The sequence below is a fragment of the Streptomyces sp. Go-475 genome (assembly GCF_003330845.1).
Classification (GTDB): Bacteria; Actinomycetota; Actinomycetes; order Streptomycetales; family Streptomycetaceae; genus Streptomyces.
The window spans coordinates 7,610,696-7,628,447 of record NZ_CP026121.1; the positions used below are offsets into that span (position 1 = coordinate 7,610,696).

16 protein-coding genes are annotated in these 17,752 nt (G+C 73.2%); 10 read left to right on the top strand and 6 right to left on the bottom strand.

The window, feature by feature from the left end:
• Positions 1-30: 30 nt before the first annotated feature.
• Positions 31-807, bottom strand: coding sequence for a dimethylargininase (gene ddaH / locus C1703_RS34550; protein ID WP_114256522.1), 777 nt, complete (start codon positions 805-807; stop codon positions 31-33).
• A 380-nt stretch (positions 808-1,187) separates the two neighbouring features.
• Positions 1,188-3,566 carry an Orn/Lys/Arg decarboxylase N-terminal domain-containing protein gene (locus C1703_RS34555; RefSeq protein ID WP_114256523.1) on the bottom strand — a complete coding sequence of 793 codons (2,379 nt, stop codon included), beginning with the start codon at positions 3,564-3,566 and terminating at the stop codon, positions 1,188-1,190.
• Positions 3,567-3,849: 283 nt separating this feature from the next.
• Here C1703_RS34555 and C1703_RS34560 point away from each other — a divergent pair, with 283 nt between their 5' ends.
• Together C1703_RS34560 and C1703_RS34565 are read left to right on the top strand one after the other, a co-directional pair.
• Entirely contained in the window at positions 3,850-4,227 is a 378-nt protein-coding gene (locus C1703_RS34560; protein WP_114256524.1) for a hypothetical protein, read from the top strand.
• 32 nt (positions 4,228-4,259) lie between these two features.
• The gene (locus tag C1703_RS34565) at positions 4,260-5,456 is read left to right on the top strand and encodes an ABC transporter substrate-binding protein (RefSeq protein ID WP_114256525.1); all 1,197 of its coding nucleotides are present in this window, start codon (positions 4,260-4,262) and stop codon (positions 5,454-5,456) included.
• Here the strand turns inward: C1703_RS34565 and C1703_RS34570 are convergent.
• On the bottom strand, positions 5,440-7,716 hold the full coding sequence (locus C1703_RS34570) for an excinuclease ABC subunit UvrA (protein WP_114256526.1): 2,277 nt from the start codon (positions 7,714-7,716) through the stop codon (positions 5,440-5,442). The genes C1703_RS34565 and C1703_RS34570 overlap by 17 nt on opposite strands.
• Positions 7,717-7,726: 10 nt before the next feature.
• Complete coding sequence (locus tag C1703_RS34575; protein ID WP_114256527.1) at positions 7,727-9,352, bottom strand: ABC-F family ATP-binding cassette domain-containing protein; 1,626 nt, start codon at positions 9,350-9,352, stop codon at positions 7,727-7,729.
• Positions 9,353-9,650: 298 nt separating this feature from the next.
• Between C1703_RS34575 and C1703_RS34580 the strand changes: the two genes are divergently transcribed.
• A complete protein-coding gene (locus C1703_RS34580) occupies positions 9,651-10,295 on the top strand; it encodes a GPP34 family phosphoprotein (protein WP_114256528.1) in 645 nt (214 codons plus the stop codon).
• A 28-nt stretch (positions 10,296-10,323) separates the two neighbouring features.
• Here C1703_RS34580 and C1703_RS34585 read toward each other — a convergent pair whose 3' ends face one another.
• Positions 10,324-10,740 carry an SsgA family sporulation/cell division regulator gene (locus C1703_RS34585; protein WP_114256529.1) on the bottom strand — a complete coding sequence of 139 codons (417 nt, stop codon included), beginning with the start codon at positions 10,738-10,740 and terminating at the stop codon, positions 10,324-10,326.
• Positions 10,741-11,033: 293 nt separating this feature from the next.
• Here C1703_RS34585 and C1703_RS34590 point away from each other — a divergent pair, with 293 nt between their 5' ends.
• From C1703_RS34590 to C1703_RS39415, 4 genes are all read left to right on the top strand, one after another.
• The gene (locus C1703_RS34590; protein ID WP_114256530.1) at positions 11,034-12,137 is read left to right on the top strand and encodes an oxidoreductase; all 1,104 of its coding nucleotides are present in this window, start codon (positions 11,034-11,036) and stop codon (positions 12,135-12,137) included.
• A gap of 70 nt (positions 12,138-12,207) precedes the next feature.
• Positions 12,208-12,531, top strand: a complete 324-nt coding sequence (locus tag C1703_RS34595) for a plasmid stabilization protein (RefSeq protein ID WP_114256531.1) — start codon at positions 12,208-12,210, stop codon at positions 12,529-12,531.
• Positions 12,532-12,606: 75 nt separating this feature from the next.
• Entirely contained in the window at positions 12,607-13,299 is a 693-nt protein-coding gene (locus tag C1703_RS34600; protein WP_114256532.1) for an endonuclease V, read from the top strand.
• A gap of 109 nt (positions 13,300-13,408) precedes the next feature.
• Positions 13,409-13,555 carry a hypothetical protein gene (locus C1703_RS39415; RefSeq protein ID WP_198678349.1) on the top strand — a complete coding sequence of 49 codons (147 nt, stop codon included), beginning with the start codon at positions 13,409-13,411 and terminating at the stop codon, positions 13,553-13,555.
• 16 nt (positions 13,556-13,571) lie between these two features.
• Here C1703_RS39415 and C1703_RS34605 read toward each other — a convergent pair whose 3' ends face one another.
• Positions 13,572-14,750, bottom strand: coding sequence for a saccharopine dehydrogenase NADP-binding domain-containing protein (locus C1703_RS34605; protein WP_114256533.1), 1,179 nt, complete (start codon positions 14,748-14,750; stop codon positions 13,572-13,574).
• 91 nt (positions 14,751-14,841) lie between these two features.
• On the opposite strand from C1703_RS34605, the gene C1703_RS34610 reads away from it, so the two are divergent.
• The 3 genes from C1703_RS34610 (at position 14,842) to C1703_RS34620 (ending at position 17,722) form a co-directional block, all read left to right on the top strand.
• The gene (locus C1703_RS34610; RefSeq protein WP_114256534.1) at positions 14,842-15,222 is read left to right on the top strand and encodes an MmcQ/YjbR family DNA-binding protein; all 381 of its coding nucleotides are present in this window, start codon (positions 14,842-14,844) and stop codon (positions 15,220-15,222) included.
• A 110-nt stretch (positions 15,223-15,332) separates the two neighbouring features.
• On the top strand, positions 15,333-16,511 hold the full coding sequence (locus tag C1703_RS34615; RefSeq protein ID WP_114256535.1) for a CaiB/BaiF CoA-transferase family protein: 1,179 nt from the start codon (positions 15,333-15,335) through the stop codon (positions 16,509-16,511).
• Positions 16,508-17,722 (top strand): acetyl-CoA C-acetyltransferase, encoded by a 1,215-nt coding sequence (locus C1703_RS34620; RefSeq protein WP_114256536.1) that lies wholly within the window; start codon positions 16,508-16,510, stop codon positions 17,720-17,722. Before C1703_RS34615 ends, C1703_RS34620 begins: the two co-directional genes overlap by 4 nt.
• Positions 17,723-17,752: the final 30 nt, after the last annotated feature.

The window sequence follows — 17,752 nt, forward strand, 5'->3', positions numbered from 1 at the left end:
GGCGGCCGGACGCGCGGCCCGCTCAGTCGCTCAGACGTACAGCTCCCGCAGCCGTACCGAGAGACATGTCACACACCCTTCGAGCTTCTCGAACTCGCTGATGTCCACGACGACCGGTTCGTACCCGAGGTCGGAGAAGAGTTCCGCGGTCTTCGGCGCGCTCGCCGCCATCAGCAGCTTGTCGCCGCCCAGCAGCACCACGTGCGCCCCCGACTCCTCGGGCACCGGCAGGAAACGCGCGAACAGCGACGGCGCGTCCATCTTCGGGATGTGCCCGATGACCGTCCCGTCGGGCAGGGCCGTGACCGCCGTCTTCAGGTGCAGCACCTTGCTCACGGGCACGGCGACGACCCGCGCGCCCAGCGGCTCGAACGCGGCGCGCAACTGCTGGACACCGGCGGCGTTGGTGCGCCCGCCCCGGCCCACGTAGACGGTGTCGCCGATCTTCAGGACGTCGCCGCCGTCCAGCGTGCCCGGCTCCCATATCCAGTTCACCGAGCAGCCCAGGCCGGCCACGGCCTCCTCCACCCCGGCGGTCTCCGCGCGCCGCGACTCGGCGCCCGGGCGGGCGATCAGCGCCACGTTCTTGTACATCACGACCGTGTCCTCGACGAACACCGAGTCCGGGCAGTCGTCGGCCGGGTCCACCTCGGTGGTCTCCCAGCCGTGCGTGCGCAGGGCCTGCACGTACGCCTCCCACTGCTCGACCGCGAGGTCGGCGTCGACCCTCTCCCGCTCGATGTGGGTCACCAGCCCTTCGGCGAGTCGCGGGCTGGGGCGGCGGACGAGGGCCTTCTTGCTGGGCACGAGCTGACTCCGTATCGGATGGGACGTGTCTGGACGGCACCGACGGAGCTTCCGGGATCGACCGGAGCGCATCGGGCGTCGGCCGACCATCATGCAGGGCGAACGGGGGAGAGGACACCCCTGGGGGAGGGGCGGGAGCACCCGGCGCTGCACCGGACGGCGGACCGGGCGCCGCCTGCCGGGGTGGTCGGCGCCCTGCCCGGTCGGCGCGCTCCGGAGTCGGTGCGGCCCGGTCACGTCGGGACGACCGTCTCCCGGCGTGACCGGGCGCCGCCGGGACAAGCCCGCCGCGTCCCGGCACCGAGCCACCGGCCGTCCGCGTCGCAGGAACCGGTCAGCCCGCCCAACCGCGTCGACAGACAGCCCCCGCACCCCCGCACTCAACCCCCCGAACCGACCCCCTCCGCATCCCGCCGCTGGGCCGGTGTCGTGGTGCTGTCGGCGCCCTCCAGTGGGTCGGTGCGCAGGCACTCGATCAGGTAGTCGCCGGTGTCGGGGTCACGGGTCACGCCGTGTGTCTCACTGCCGAACCCGGGAAAGCGGCGGTCGAAGGACTCCAGGGCGCCCAGGTACCGCAGGAGTGGACCGTCCGCCGCGCCGATGTTCTCTCCCGGCATCAGGACCGGGATGCCGGGTGGCGTCACGGTGACCATCGCCGCCGCGACCCGGCCCGGCGTGTCGGCCAGGCGCAGCCGTTCCGTGCCGCCTCGGATCAGGCGCTGGTAGCACTGCTGGGGCGGGGCGACGGGCTCCGGGAGCTGCTGGAAGGCGGTGTCGAGGAGTTCGACCAGGCGGGCCTCGCGCAGGTGGTCGTGCATCTCCTGGCAGAGGGCGCGCAGGGTCAGCCCGGTGTAGCGCCGCGGGTGTTCGGCGACCAGGTCGGGCAGCACCCGGTCGAGCGGGACGTCGTCGTCGTGGAGGTCCTTGAAGTCCATGAGGGCGTCCAGCAGCGTGCCCCACTTGCCCTTGGTGATGCCCATGGAGAACAGCACCAGTGTCGTGTAGCTGTCGGTCTTCTCCACGACGATGCCGCGCCTGGCGAGGTACGCGGTGAGCACCCGGGCCGGGATGCCCCACCCGGACATCTCGCCGGTCGCGCTGATCCCGGGGCAGGTCAGGGTGACCTTGATCGGGTCGAGCATGCAGTAGCCGTCGGTCAGGCCGGGGAAACCGTGCCAGTCCGCCCCGGGGTCGAGGTGCCAGCAGGAGGGATCCGAGCCCAGCAGTTCCGCCGGGGCCTCGTCGAAGGGCAGGCGGTCCCCGGTCGCCGGGTCGGTCACCTCGTCCGGCTGCCACACCCCGAAGAACCACGCCGGCCGGTCACCCGCCGCCGCGATCCGCCGCCCGATCCGCACCATCTCCTGGCGGAACCGGACCGCCTCGGTCACCGCCTCGTCGAGCAGCCACTGCCCCTGCGGCCCGTCCATCATCGCCGTGGCCACGTCCAGCGAGGCGATCATCGGGTACAGCGGCGACGTCGTGCCGTGCATCATCAGCGCCTCGTTGAACCGGTCGTGCTCCACCGGCGCCCGCGGCCCGGGCCGCACGTGCACCATGGCGCCCTGCGACAACGCGGCCAGCAGCTTGTGCGTGGACTGGGTCGCGAAGACCGTCGGCCGGTCGGGGCCGGGGAAGGTCTCCTCGTCCACCGACATGCCGTACCGGCCCGCGTAGAGCGGATGGAAGCGGGCGTAGGCGAACCACGCCTCGTCGAAGTGCAGCCGGGGCGTGCCGGGGGCGAAGGCCCGGGCCGCCGCCACCGCGTCGTAGCACAGGCCGTCGTAGGTGGAGTTGGTGAACACCGCGTACTGGGCGCGCGAGGACACGGCGTCCGCCGTCAGGGGGCTCGCGGCGATCCGCGCCGCCACCGAGTCCGCCGCGATCTCGGCCGGCGGCAGCGGTCCCGCGAGGCCGTAGCCGTTGCGGGTGGGGACCAGGTACACCGGCCGGGCGCCGGAGACGACCAGGCCGTGCAGGACCGACTTGTGGCAGTTTCGGTCCACCAGGGCGATCTCGTCGCGGGTCACGCTGAAGTGCCCGACCAGGCGGTTGCAAGTGGAGTCGCCGTGCAGCACGAAGTACGTGTGGTCGGAGCCGAAGACCCGCGCGGCGTTGCGCTCCGCCTCACCGATGGGGCCGGTGTGCTCGAACAGCGAGCCGAGCTCCTCCACCGAGATCGACAGGTCGCTGCGGAGCAGCCGCTCCCCGAAGTAGTCGTGGAACGCCCGGCCCACGGGCGACTTCAGGAAGGCGACACCGCCGGAGTGCGCCGGGGTGTGCCACGAGTACTCGTGCGCGTCGTCGAAGCGCCGCAGCGCCTTGAAGAACGGCGGGAGCAGCGCCTCCTGGTAGGCACGTGCGGCGGTGGTGATCCGCCCCGCGATGAACGCCGGCGTGTCCTCCAGCGGCCACACGTAGCCCACCACCGACTTCGACACCCACAGCGGCAGGTCACGCAGCCCCTCCTCGGCCATGACCAGGAACACCGGCAGGTTCTGGAAACGGCGCCCGATCCGGCGCAGCACCGCCGCACCGCCCGGTTCCCCCTCGGCTCCGGGCGGAAGATCCCAGGCGACCACCGCGGCGGCCAGGCCGGCCTCCGTCCTGAGCACCGCCTCGGCGTCGGCGACGCTCCCCACCCACCGGACCTGTAAGCCGCGCGCCCGGATCGCCTCGGCGATCCTCGCCACCTGCCCGGCGGCGGCGCTCCCGGCCTCCGGATGCTCCGCCACCGCCACCAGAACCGTGCTGTCGCCCATGCCGTTCCCCTCCCCGGTGGCCCGCGCCACCCCCGTCCAGTGTTCGCGGGCCCCGCACGCGTGATCGGCCGGCGGGCGGTCAAACCACACCATCGGCGTACCGCGCGGGCAGCGCTTTGACGTGTCAACGCCCCCGCGTCAGGCATCCCGTCGGAGGACCTGATCAACGGTCATGCGGATCATTCACCTCCTCGAGGCCGTGACGATCTTCCGACGGGTCGTTAGTCGTAGTGCTCCGGCCACCACGGCCGGCGATCGATCCAGCGGAAGGAAACCGACACAGATGTACGGCACGCGGCGCATGGCGGTAGTGGCCTCGATCGTGGGGATGCTGATGGCCGTCCCCGCCGGCATGGCCACGGCCCATGCCGGTGACGGCGACGCGGGAGCGGGCGGAGTGCTCTCCAACCTCTCCGGCAGGAACTCCTCCGGACACGCCAACCTCTGCGGAACCGGGAAGGTGGCGCTCTTCAAGGAGCGCACCTGTGTGACCGAGGACGACGGCAAGGGCGGCGGCGACCAGGAGGGCCCCAGCGGCGGTGTCCTGTCCAACCTGCTCTTCGCCCGGAACGCCTCGGGCCACAGCAACAACTGCGGCAACGAGACGGTGGCGGTGTTCAGCAAGACCACCTGCGTCACCGCGGACCGTTCCGGCCACTGAGCAGCCGCAGCCGCGCAGAGAGAGGGGCCCCGGTGCCGTCGACTTCCTTGTGTGTGGGCGTGGTCGCGCCGCTGACGGGCCGGCTGGCCCCCCTCGGGTCACCGTTGTCGTACGTCCTGCGCAGGCTCGCGCCCCGGCTGGCGCACGTCCGCAACGGCGGCCGCCGCCACGACGTGACCGTCGCCGTGCGCGACAGCCGCTCCGACCCGGACGCGGCCCGGCGGGCCGTACGGGACCTGGCCGGGACGGACGGCGCGCACCTGGTGCTCACCATGGCCGGAACCCGGGTCCTGCCCGCCGTCGCGGACGCCTGCGAGGAGGCCGGGGTCCCCTGCCTGTCGACCACGTTCCCCTGGCAGGCGTACGTCCACACCCGCGGGGCCGGGCCCGGGCACCGCTTCCGCTGGACGTACCACTTCGCGTGGGGACTGGACGACATCGCCGCCGTCTTCGCCGACCTGTGGGAACGCGTCGGCGGCGCAGGCACCGTCGGATGCCTGTGGAACGACGACCTGCAAGGGGACCTGCTGCGCCACGACCGGTACGGCTTCGCCGCGGTGACGTCCCCACGCGGGCACACCCTGGCCGACCTCGGCGCCTACCGGGAACCGGCCGACGACTTCACCGCGCAGGTCGACCGGCTGCGCGAGCACGGCGCCGACCGCGTCACCAGCGCCGCCACCGCCACCGACCTCGCCCTCTTCCACCGCCAGGCCCGTGCGGCGGGGGTGCGGCCGCGGCTGATCACCTGCTCGCGCTGGCTGACCTACCCGCACACCCACACCACCCCCGCCGCCGACGTGCACGGCGAGCTCGCCGACGCCCGCGTGGCCACCCTCGTGTACTGGAGCCCGGCCCACCCCTACCGCTCCGGCCTCGACGGCACCACGTGCGCCGAACTCGCCCACGCCTACCAGCAGGACACCGGAGCCGCCTGGCTCCAGCCCCTCGGCCTCGCCCACGCCCTGCTGGAGACCGCCCACCACGCCCTCACGGCGGCGGACGACCCCACCGACCGGGCCTCCGTCGCGCAGGCCCTCTCCGGCGCCGCCCTCGACACCATCGCCGGCCGCCTCGACTGGACACGGGGGCCGACCCCCAACATCGCCCTCCTCCCACTGGTCGGCGGGCAGTGGCACCCTGATCCGCACGGTCCCCGCCTCGCCGTCGTCAGCAACAGCGCTCACCCGGGCGTACGGCTCACCGGGGATCTCACCCCGGCACGCTGACGTCCGCCCGGACCGCCCGCCGCAGGTGCTCCCCGGTGAACGACCCCCGTGCTTGGAGGAGTTGTCGCGGCGTGCCTTCGAAGACGACCTCGCCGCCGTCCCTGCCGCCGTCCGGGCCGAGGTCGATCACCCAGTCGGCCCGGGCGACGACGTCCAGGTTGTGTTCGACGACCAGGACCGTGTTGCCCGCGTCCACCAGCCGGTCCAGCAGGTCGACGAGTCCCGCCACGTCCGCCATGTGCAGGCCCGTCGTCGGTTCGTCGAGGACGTAGACCGCGCCCGTGCGGTGCAGCCGGGTGGCCAGCTTGATGCGCTGCCGCTCACCGCCGGAGAGCGTGGACAGGGGCTGGCCGAGCGTCAGATACGTGAGTCCGACGTCCCGCAGCGCGCGCAGCCGTCGCCGTACGCCCTGGTCGTCGAAGAAGCCGAGCGCCTGCTCGGCCGTCATCTCCAGGACGTCGGCGATGGACCGGCCCCGGACGGTGAGCCGCAGCACCTCCTCCTTGAAGCGCCGCCCCTCGCAGTCGTGGCAGGTCGTCGTCACCGGGTCCATGAAGGCGAGGTCGGTGTAGATGATGCCCCGGCCTTCGCACGTGCCGCAGGCGCCGCTGGAGTTGAAGCTGAAGCAGCCCGCCTCGGCGCCCGTCTCGCGGGCGAAGACCTTCCGTACCGTGTCCATGATCCCCAGGTAGGTCGCCGGGGTGGACCGGCCCGAGATCCCGATCGACGACTGGTCCACGACCACGGCCTCCTCGTGGGCGGCGGTGAACTCCCCGACCAGGGTGCTCTTCCCCGACCCGGCGACCCCGGTGACCGCCGTGAGCACACCGGTCGGGAACCGCACGGTCACGTCGCGCAGGTTGTGCCGGTCGGCGCCCTTCACCCACAGCTCGCCGGTGGCCCGCCGCACCTCCTCCTTGACCGCCGTACGCCGGCGCAGACAGCGACCGGTGAGCGTGTCCGACGCGGCCAGTTCCTCCGGCGTCCCCTCGAACACCACCGTGCCGCCCCCGGTTCCGGCGCCCGGCCCCATGTCGACGACGTGGTCGGCCAGTGCGATGACGTCCGGGTCGTGCTCGACGACCAGGACGGTGTTGCCCTTGTCGCGCAGCCGCAGCAGCAGATCGCCGAGCCGGCCCACGTCGCGCGGGTGCAGCCCGACGCTCGGCTCGTCGAAGATGTACGTCATGCCGGTCAGGCTGGAGCCGAGGTGCCGCACGGTCTTCAGCCGCTGGCCCTCCCCGCCGCTGAGCGTGGCCGTCTCCCGGTCCAGGCTCAGATAGCCGAGGCCGATCGCCTCGATGCGTTCCAGCGCGGCCACGGCCGCCCCGGCGATCGGCCCGGCCACCGGGTCGTCGATCCCCTTCAGCACGGCGATCAGGTCCGTGACCTGCATGCGCGTGCAGTCGGCGATCGACCGGCCGTCGATCCGGGTCGCGAGCGCCGCCGCGTTGAGCCGTGCTCCCCGGCAGGCCGGGCAGACGCCCTCCGTCAGGAACTCCCGGACCAGGTCGCGGGTCTTCTGGCTCATGGCCGACAGGTCCCGCTTCAGGTACAGCCGCTCGAAGCGGTCGGCGAGACCCTCGTAATCCGTGCTCCAGGTGCCGCCGCTGCCCTTGACGGTGACCTTGCTGCCGGGCCGCCCGCGCATCAGGAACTCCCGCTCGGCGGCGGTGAACCGCCCCACCGGCTTGTCCGGGTCGAGGTCGGCGCTGTTGGTGTATGCCTGGCCCTGCCAGGTCCCCGCGGCGAACGGCGGGAAGCGGACCGCCCCGTCGGCGAGCGAGCGGTCCGGGTCCAGGATGCGGTCCCAGTCGGGCCGTACCGTCCGGCCCAGTCCGTCGCACTCGGGGCACATGCCCGACGGGTCGTTGAACGAGTAGGCCGTGGCCGGACCGGCGCTCGGTGTGCCGTGCCGGGAGAACAGGACGCGGATCACCGAGTAGACGTCCGTCATGGTGCCGACCGTCGACCGGGAGTGGCCGCCGACCGGCCGCTGGTCGACGACGATCGCGGGGGTGAGGTCCTCCAGGCCGTCCGCGTGCGGCCGCTCGAACTTGGGCAGCCGGTTGCGGACGAACCACGGATACGTCTCGTTCAGCTGGCGCTGCGACTCCACCGCGATCGTGTCGAAGACGACCGACGACTTCCCCGACCCCGAAACGCCGGTGAACACGGTCAGCCGGCCTTTCGGGATGCGGAGGGTGACGTCCTTGAGGTTGTTCTCGCGGGCTCCGGTCAGGGTGATGAATGCGGGCATGCACCCGACGCTAGGCGGGAAACCCGACAGCTTCTGACGTGATTTCCTTCAGTTCTCCCTCTTCCAGCAGCAGCCAGCGCGTGATCCCGACCGACTCCAGGAACGGCAGGTCGTGACTGGCCACGATCAGCGACCCCTCGTAGGACTCCAGGGCCGTGGTCAGCTGCCGCACGCTCGCCATGTCGAGGTTGTTGGTCGGCTCGTCCAGCATGAGCAGCTGAGGCGCGGGCTCGGCCAGCATCAGGGCGGCCAGCGCCGCCCGGAAGCGTTCGCCGCCGGAGAGCGTCGACGCCTGCTGGTCGGCCCGGCCGCCCCGGAACAGGAAGCGGGCCAGCCGCGCCCGGATCCGGTTGTTGGTGGCGCCCGGCGCGAACCGGGCCACGTTCTCGGCGACCGTCCGCTCCCCGTCCAGGACGTCGAGCCGCTGCGGCAGGAACCGCAGCGGGACGTGCGCCGTGACCTCGCCCGACTCCGGGGGCAGCTCCCCGGCGATCGTGCGCAGCAGCGTGGTCTTGCCCGCGCCGTTGCGACCGATCAGCGCGACCCGCTCGGGGCCGCGCAGTTCGAGCCCGCCCTTGATCCGGGCGCCGTAGCGGAGCCCGAGATCCTGGAGGGTGAGGACGGTACGCCCCGGCGGGACGGCCGTGAACGGCAGGTCGACGCGGATCTCGTCGTCGTCCCGCACGGCCTCCGCCGCCTCGTCGAGCCGCTCCCGGGCCTCGGCGAGCTTCTCCTCGTGCATGATCCGGTGCTTGCCCGCCGAGACCTGGGCCGCGCGGCTTCTGAGCTTCATGACGGCCCGGGGTTCGCGCTTGGTGTCGTACATCTTCTGCGCGTACCGCCTGCGGCGCGCCAACTTCACCTGCGCGTCGGTCAGTTCGCGCTTCTGCCGGCGGAGGTCGGCCTCGGCGACGCGGACCATGCGCTCGGCCGCCTCCTGCTCGGTCTCCAGGGCCTCCTCGTACGCGGAGTAGTTGCCGCCGTACCAGGTGATCCCGCCGGAGCGCAGGTCGGCGACCTGGTCGACGAGGTCCAGCAGTTCCCGGTCGTGGCTGACGACGACCAGCACGCCCGGCCAGGACTGGACGGCCGCGTACAGCCGCCTGCGGGCGTACAGGTCGAGGTTGTTGGTCGGCTCGTCCAGCAGCAGGACGTCGGGCCGGCGCAGCAGCAGCGCGGCCAGGCGCAGCAGGACCGACTCGCCGCCCGAGACCTCGCCGATGGTGCGGTCCAACTCGATGTGGCCGAGGCCGAGTTCGCCGAGGGTGGCCAGGGCGCGTTCCTCGACGTCCCAGTCGTCGCCGACGGTCTCGAAGTGCGCCTCGGAGACGTCGCCCGCCTCGATGGCGTGCAGCGCGGCCCGCTTGTCGGCGATGCCGAGCGCCTCGTCGACGCGCAGGGTGGTGTCGAGGGTGACGTTCTGCGGGAGGTATCCGACCTCGCCGGCCACGCGGACGGTGCCGTCGGCCGGGGCGAGTTCACCGGCGATCAGCTTCAACAGGGTCGATTTGCCGGACCCGTTGACGCCGACCAGGCCGGTCCGGCCGGGGCCGAACGCGACGTCCAGGTCCTCGAAGACGGGGGAGCCGTCGGGCCAGGTGAACGACAGGGAGGTGACAGTGATGGATGCAGCCATGGGGGCCTCACTCGCGGTTGCTCGAAGCGGTCGGGGGCAAACGCGTTTCGAGACACCTGCGACCAGGACGGAGAGGCTCCACGGGCATGAGAAAAGCCCTGTACCGGAGGACGGCTCGATCGCCGAGGTCGCACGCGGCGCACACACCGGACCGGTGTGAGGCGGTGTCTCAGGACCTCAGACGAGCAACGTCCTTCTCCAATCGGCGGCAACAGGACCGCTGTACACCGTAGGAGCGGGCCTGGAGCCTGTCAACGGATTAACGTGAAGCCCGATCTCCCCGCCCCGAGGAGGCCCCGTGCCCCACGGCCCGCTCTCGCTGCCGGCCCGGCTCTGCCTGCTGGCCTGGGACGCCGCGCGGCCGACGGCCACCGCCCGGCTGTCCGATCTGGTGCGGGCCGGTGCCCTCACCGAACTGGCCCAGCGCGGCCTGCTCACCGACGAGGACGGCATCGCCACGCCGGTCGACCTGGACGCGGCCGCGGGTGACGCTGTCCTCGACGGGCTGCTGGAGCTGGTCCGCGAGTCGTGTCCGCACTCCTGGCGGACCTGGGTGACGCTGCGGGCGCGGGTCACCCTCGACGCCGTGCGCGAGCAGCTGGTGGCCGAGGGGTGGCTGCGGGCGGAGAAGAAGCGGGTCCTCGGCGTGTTCCCGTCCGTGGAGTACGCACTGGAGCGCGTCGCCGTCGTGGACGCGCTGCGGGAGGAGACGCGGCAGGTCCTCCTGGGACCGTCGCCGGTCCCCGGGGTGTCCGAGCGGGACGCCGCGGTGGCCGCCCTCGCGGCCGCGGCGGACCTCCTCGGCCAGGACCTCGCCGCCCGCGAGCAGCGCGTCGAGGAGCTGACCGAGCGGGCGGGGGCGGCGTCGCCCGGCCTGGCGAGGATCGTGCGTGAGGTGCGCGCGGCGGTGTCCGCGGCGCTGGCGGCATCCGCGTCGCCCTGACCCCGGCCCCGCCCCGGGAGCGGTCAGCTCAGCACGCGTCGCGCATCAGCTCGGCGAGGTCGTGGTCCAGATCCAGCTGGAGGTGCTCCAGGCCGACCGGCACGAGCTCGCTCGTGGCCTCCAGGAACCGGCGCACCTCGCTGGAGCGGACATGCACCACGGCGGTGCCCTCCGGGGCGTGGAACTCCAGCACCGTACGGTCGTACCCGTACGGCCGCACCCGCACGTCGCCGTGACCGTCGGGGGCCTTCAGACCCGCGACGAGCAGCTCGCGGGAGAAGGTCCAGCAGACCTCGACGCCCTCCAGCGTGGCCGGGGCGGGGAAGGTCATGCGGACGGCGAACGGGTCACGCCGGTCGTAGTGCAGCGTCGCGGGAATGCTCGGCATACGCGGCGCGGCGGCGACGAGGCGGGCCTCCACGGGCTGCTCGATGACGATGGACAACGCCTTGCTCCCTTGTGACGGCGACGGACACTTCCGGGCGGATGAGGCCGGGCAATGGAAGAGACGACGGAATCAGCCAATCCGTGCACACGAAAAGCGAGTGACCTCTGTCACCGCGTTCATGCACGGGAGTGACATGGCTCTCCCCATGCGCCAGGAAGGGCACTTGTGGTGCCCGGCGGAACACCCGGGGACCCACGAGGCCGTCTGGACGGCACCCGGGCGGTGGGCTAGCTTCCCCGGCCATGAGGCGCTCGGGGAGCACGCGACGGACGGGACGGACACGACGCGGGATGCTCGCGGCGACGGCGTGCGCGGCGGCCCTTGCCGCGACGACCGCCGCACCGGCCCAGGCCGCGGCGGCCCTGCCCGCGACCGCCGCCGCACCGGCACCGGCACAGGCGCACGAGCCGGAGCGCCGGGTACCGCACTGGCAGCTGACGGACACCGGCACCCCTGACGTACGGTTCCGCGGCCTGGCCGCCGTCAGCCGGAACACCGCCTGGGCCGCCGGGACCGGCGGCACCGTCCTGCGCACCACGGACGGCGGCACGACCTGGCGGAACGTCTCACCCCCGGGCGCGGGGGAGGTGCAGTTCCGGGACGTCGAGGCGTTCGACGCGCGCCGGGCCGTCGTCCTGGCCATCGGTGAGGGCGAGGCGTCCCGCGTGTACCGCACCGACGACGGCGGAACGACCTGGACGGAGACCTTCCGCAACACCGACCCGAAGGCCTTCTACGACTGCATGGCCTTCTTCGACCACCGCCACGGCCTCGCGATGAGCGACCCGGTGGACGGCAGGTTCCGCATCCTGTCGACCGGCGACGGCGGCCGCACCTGGACGGTGCTGCCGAGCGGGGGCATGCCGGCCGCGCAGGAGGGCGAGGCCGGGTTCGCGGCGAGCGGCCAGTGCCTGGTGACGTCCGGGCCGAAGGACGTCTGGCTCGCCACCGGCGGGGCCGCACGCGCGCGTGTCCTGCACTCCGCCGACCGGGGACGCACCTGGACCGCCGCCGACACGCCCCTCCCGGCGGGCGACCCGGCGCGCGGCGTCTTCGCGCTGGCCTTCCGCGACCGCACCCACGGTCTCGCCGTCGGCGGCGACTTCCGCCCCGGACAGCCCTCACCCCGGGCCGCCGCGCGCACCGCCGACGGCGGCCGCGCCTGGCGCCCCGCCGCCACGCCCCCGACCGCCTACCGCTCCGGCGTGGCCTGGCTCCCGCACAGCCGCACGGCCGCCCTCGCCGTCGGCCCCACCGGCACCGACCTCACCACGGACGGCGGCCGCACCTGGCGGACGGTCGACCCGGGCTCCTACGACACCGTCGACTGCACCCCGGACCACGGCTGCTGGGCCGCCGGCGAGCGGGGGCGCGTTGCCCGCCTGGAGCAGTGAGCGCGCGGTATGCCCTGATTGTTGGCAGTGTGGGTACTCGTTCACTGAAGCTGAAAGGAAGTGAGCGGTCATGCCACGCGGTTCGAGCTCCAAGCGGGAGCGCCAGTACGAGCACATCAAGAAGAGTGCGCAGGACCGGGGCGAGAGCACCGGCCGCGCCAAGGAGATCGCCTCGCGGACGGTGAACAAGGAACGCGCCCGCTCCGGCGAGTCGAAGACGGCCAGCCGCACCTCCACGAAGGACATGTCGTCCGGCAAGCGCGGCGGGCAGCGGTCCGGGCAGGGCTCCCAGGGCCCCACCTACGACCAGCTCTACCAGGAGGCCAAGCGCAAGGGCGTCGAGGGCCGTTCCAGCATGAACAAGAGCCAGTTGCAGCGCGCACTGGGCAAGTGAGGCACACGGCCCGAGAAGGCCGGCGGGACTCCCTGACCCGCCGGCCTTCGCGCTGCCCGTAGGCTCGGGACCACCATGACGACCGTACGCATCCCCGAAGGCTGGCCCGCCACCGAGGAAGAGGCCCGCGCCGTCCAGGACGAACTGCGCACCCGCCTGATCCTCGACGAACCCGGACCGCCGCCCGGCACGGGCCATGTGACCGGAGTGGACGTCGCCTACGACGACGAACGGGACGTCGTGGCGGCGGCAGCGGTCGTGCTGGACGCGTCGAGCCTCGACGTCGTCGCCGAGGCCACGGCGGTGGGCCGGGTCTCCTTCCCCTACGTGCCCGGACTGCTCGCCTTCCGCGAGCTCCCCGCGGTCCTCGCCGCGCTCGACGCCCTGCCGTGCCCGTCCGGCCTGGTCGTCTGCGACGGCTACGGCCTCGCCCATCCCCGCCGCTTCGGCCTGGCGGGCCACCTCGGCGTGCTGACCGGCCTGCCCACGATCGGCGTCGCGAAGAACCCGTTCACCTTCACCTACGACGACCCGGACACCCCGCGCGGCAGCAGCTCCCCGCTGCTCGCCGGCACCGAGGAGGTCGGCCGCGCCCTGCGCACCCGGGACGCCGTCAAACCGGTGTTCGTCTCCGTGGGCCACCGCGTGACCCTGCCGAACGCCTGCGCCCACACCCTCGCCCTGACCCCCAGGTACCGCCTCCCGGAGACCACACGCAGGGCGGACGCACTGTGCCGGAAGGCACTGCGGGAGACCGCCCCGGCCTGACCGGCCCCGGTGGCAGGAGATCGCACCCGGGCGGGCGGTGTGAGCTGAGTACCGGCTCTGAGTACCTGTACGGATGCCCGGCCGCCGCCCCCGTCGGCAGGCTGGGGTCATGACAACGCACCGCGCCCCCAAGCCCGTTGCCGGCCCGACCCAGGCGGTCGAGCGGGCCGTCACCATCGGACTGATCCTCGCCGTGCTGGCGGGACTCGGCTGGATCGCCGGGATGATCTACACCATCGCCGAGTGGCCGCTGTAGATCACCGGGTGGCCCGTCAGCGGGTCGCCGCGACGCGGAAGCGGATCCCCGCCGCCCGCAGCCGGTCGGTCAGCGCGTCGCCCATCGCCACCGCCGTGGTGACCTGACCCGCCGTCTTCGGCAGGTCGTCGAAGGCCAGGCAGAGCGCCGACTCGGCGAGCATCTTCGCCGTCTCGCCGTACCCGGGGTCGCCGCCCGAGACCTCCGTGAACACGCGCCGGCCGCCGCCCTCGCCCACGAAACGCACGGAGAACCAGCTCTTCGCCCGCTTCTCCGGGCCCGGTCCGTCGCCGGGCTTGAGACGGCCGGACAGCCACCGCCGCGCGGGCGGTACCTGGGCCGCCGCGACCAGCGCGCCGACGGCCGCGACCCCGCCCACCGCGACGGGGAGCCGTCGCACGGCCGCGTACTGCCGGTACCGGAAGTCGGGCCCGTACCGGTCGAGCGCCGCCGCCGAACGCCGCACGATCTGCGGGTCGATGGTCGGCATCGGCAGCGCCCACGCGCCGACCTCCTCGGCGAACCGCGGAGCGCCGAGCGGCGCCGCCGCCCGCCGGCCCACCAGCCGCGGCTCGTGCCGCCGCCGGTCCCGTGCGGCCGCCGCCATCTCCCGCTGCCGCGCGAACTGGTTGAGGGCGGAGGCGAAGGTGCCTCCCGAGAACGCCGCGTCGGCGGTCACGAAGCCCTCGATGCTCAGCGGCACGTCCTCCGGCAGCTGCCGCACGGTGAAGTACACGCCCAGGTCGTGCGGGACCGAGTCGAACCCGGCGGCGTGCACCAGCCGCGCCCCGGTCTCCCTCGCGCGGGCGTCGTGCCGGACGTACGTCAGGTCCACGAACTCGGGCTCGCCGCACAGGTCGAGGTAGTCCGTCCCGGCGTCCGCGCAGGCGGCGACCAGCGCCTCGCCGTAGGTGACGTAGGGGCCGACCGTCGTGGCCACCACGCGCGCGTGCTCGGCCAGGGTGCGCAGCGAGGCCGGGTCGGACACGTCCGCCCGCAGCACGCCGACCTCCGCGTCACCGGGCAGACCCTCCCGCAGCCGCCGCAGCTTCTCCTCGCTCCGGCCCGCGATCGCCCAGCGCAGCCCCTCGGGCGCGTGGGCTGCGAGGTACTCCGCGGTGAGCGCTCCGGCGAAGCTGGTGGCTCCGAAGAGCACGATGTCGTACGGACGGTCCGTCCCGTTTTGCCTGCTCATGACACCCCTCGGTCGTGCAGCCCGTGCCGCTGTCGGTGGCCGAGGCTAGCGTGAGGAGTGCGGAGCCCGACGACGAGCCCGGAGGACGACGATGGCCGTGCCCAGGAATGCCCTGAAGAAGTGGGAGAAAGTGCGCGCGTTCGCCCTGGGGTTGCCGGGCGCGGTCGAGGAGTTCCCGTGGGGCGAGTCCGTCGCGAAGGTCAACAAGAAGGTGTTCGTCTTCCTCGGTGTCCAGGACGGCAGTTACCCCTTGGGGGTGACGGTGAAGCTCACCGACGAGACGGCCCACGCACACGCGCTGGCGTGTCCCGGCGCCGAGCCCGCCGGATACGGCCTGGGAAAGGCCGGCTGGGTGAGCATCCCCCTGGAGCAGCCGGGCGCCCCGGCCGCGGAGGTGCTCTGCGACTGGGTGGAGGAGAGCTACCGGGTGGTCGCGCCGAAGCGGCTGACGGCGGAGCTGGACGCGCCCTGACTCCGTCCGGCAGATTGCTAAGCGCTTGCTCGTTCCGGTCTTGTGCCGACTGGAACGTGTTCTTAACATCGCTGGTGTTACATCAGTTGTGTCACAGCACTGGGGGCTGGATGACCACGGCAAGGACGCCACGGCACGACGGCCCCGGCGCCGACGGCCCGCTCACCGGCGTGCGCGTCGTCGAGCTGGCCGGCATCGGGCCCGGCCCGTTCGCCGCCATGCTCCTCGCCGACCTCGGCGCCGACGTCGTCCGCGTGGACCGGCCCGGCGGCCCCGGCCTCGCGATCGACCCGGCGTACGACGTCACCAACCGCAACAAGCGCTCGGTGGTCGTCGACCTCAAGTCCCCGGACGGCCCGGACCGGGTGCTCGCCCTCGCCGCCCGCGCCGACATCCTGATCGAGGGCTACCGCCCCGGTGTCGCCGAGCGCCTCGGCGTCGGCCCCGAGGACTGCCGCGCCCGCAACCCGCGCCTCGTCTACGGCCGGATGACCGGCTGGGGCCAGGACGGCCCGCTGGCCCACCGCGCCGGGCACGACATCGCGTACCTCGCCCCCACCGGCGTCCTCGGCATGATCGGCCGCCCAGACGAGCCGCCGCCGGCCCCCGCCAACCTGCTCGGCGACTACGCGGGCGGCTCCCTCTACCTGGTCGTCGGCGTCCTCGCCGCCCTCCATCACGCGCGGGCGACCGGCACCGGCCAGGTCGTCGACGCCGCCATCGTCGACGGCACCGCCCACCTCGCCGCGATGATCCACGGCATGCTCGCCGCCGGCGGCTGGCAGGACCGGCGCGGCGCCAACCTCCTGGACGGCGGCTGCCCGTACTACGGCACGTACGAGACGGCCGACGGCAGGTACATGGCCGTGGGCGCCCTGGAGCCGCAGTTCTACGCGGAGTTCCTCGCCCTCCTCGGCGTCGAGGACCAGGCCGGGGCCCGCAAGGACGTCACCCGCTGGGACCACCTGCGTGAAGAGGTCGCCGCCCGCTTCAAGACCCGCACGAGGGACGAGTGGACGGCCGTCTTCGACGGCTCCGACGCGTGCGTGGCGCCCGTGCTGTCCCTCCGCGAGGCCCCGCACCACCCGCACCTGGCCGCCCGCGGCACCTTCACCGACCACGGCGGCCTCACCCAGCCCGCCCCGGCCCCCCGCTTCTCCGCGACCCCGACCTCCGTCCGCAGCGGCCCGGCCCGGCCGGGCGCCGACACCGCGGACGTCGCCCGGGACTGGGACGTCCCCGGGCTCCTCTCCGCGCCCCGCACCCCTCAGCGAAAGGCCTCCTCGTGAGCACCGAAGCGTACGTCTACGACGCGATCCGCACCCCGCGCGGGCGCGGCAAGGCCAATGGCGCCCTGCACGGCACCAAGCCCATCGACCTGGTCGTCGGGCTCATCCACGAGATCCGCGCCCGCTTCCCGGGCCTGGACCCGGCCGCCGTCGACGACATCGTCCTCGGCGTCGTCGGCCCGGTCGGCGACCAGGGCTCCGACATCGCCCGGATCGCGGCCATCGCCGCGGGGCTGCCCGACACGGTCGCGGGCGTGCAGGAGAACCGCTTCTGTGCCTCGGGCCTGGAGGCCGTCAACCTGGCCGCCGCCAAGGTACGTTCCGGCTGGGAGGACCTCGTCCTCGCCGGTGGCGTCGAGTCGATGTCCCGGGTGCCGATGGCCTCCGACGGCGGCGCCTGGTTCAACGACCCGATGACCAACCTCCAGGTCAACTTCGTGCCGCAGGGCATCGGCGCCGACCTCATCGCCACCATCGAGGGCTTCTCCCGCAGGGACGTCGACGAGTACGCGGCCCTCTCCCAGGAGCGGGCGGCCACGGCCTGGAAGGAGGGGCGCTTCGACAAGTCCGTCGTCCCCGTCAAGGACCGCAGCGGCCTCGTCGTCCTCGACCACGACGAGCACCTGCGCCCCGGCACCACCGCCGACTCCCTCGCCAAGCTGAAGCCGTCCTTCGCGGACATCGGCGAACTCGGCGGCTTCGACGCCGTCGCGCTCCAGCAGTACCACTGGGTGGAGAAGATCGACCACGTCCACCACGCGGGCAACTCCTCCGGCATCGTCGACGGCGCCTCGCTCGTCGCGATCGGCTCCCAGGAGGTCGGCGAGCGCCACGGCCTCACGCCCCGCGCGCGGATCGTCTCCGCCGCCGTCTCCGGCTCCGAGCCCACCATCATGCTCACCGGCCCCGCCCCCGCCACCCGCAAGGCCCTAGCCAAGGCCGGACTCACCATCGACGACATCGACCTCGTCGAGATCAACGAGGCGTTCGCGGCGGTCGTACTGCGCTTCGTGAAGGACATGGGCCTGTCCCTGGACAAGGTCAACGTCAACGGCGGCGCCATCGCCCTCGGCCACCCCCTCGGCGCCACCGGCGCGATGATCCTCGGCACCCTCGTCGACGAACTGGAGCGCCAGGACAAGCGCTACGGCCTCGCCACGCTGTGCGTCGGCGGCGGCATGGGCGTCGCCACGATCGTCGAGCGCATCTGACCCCCTCCCGACGGATCACACGGAGCACCT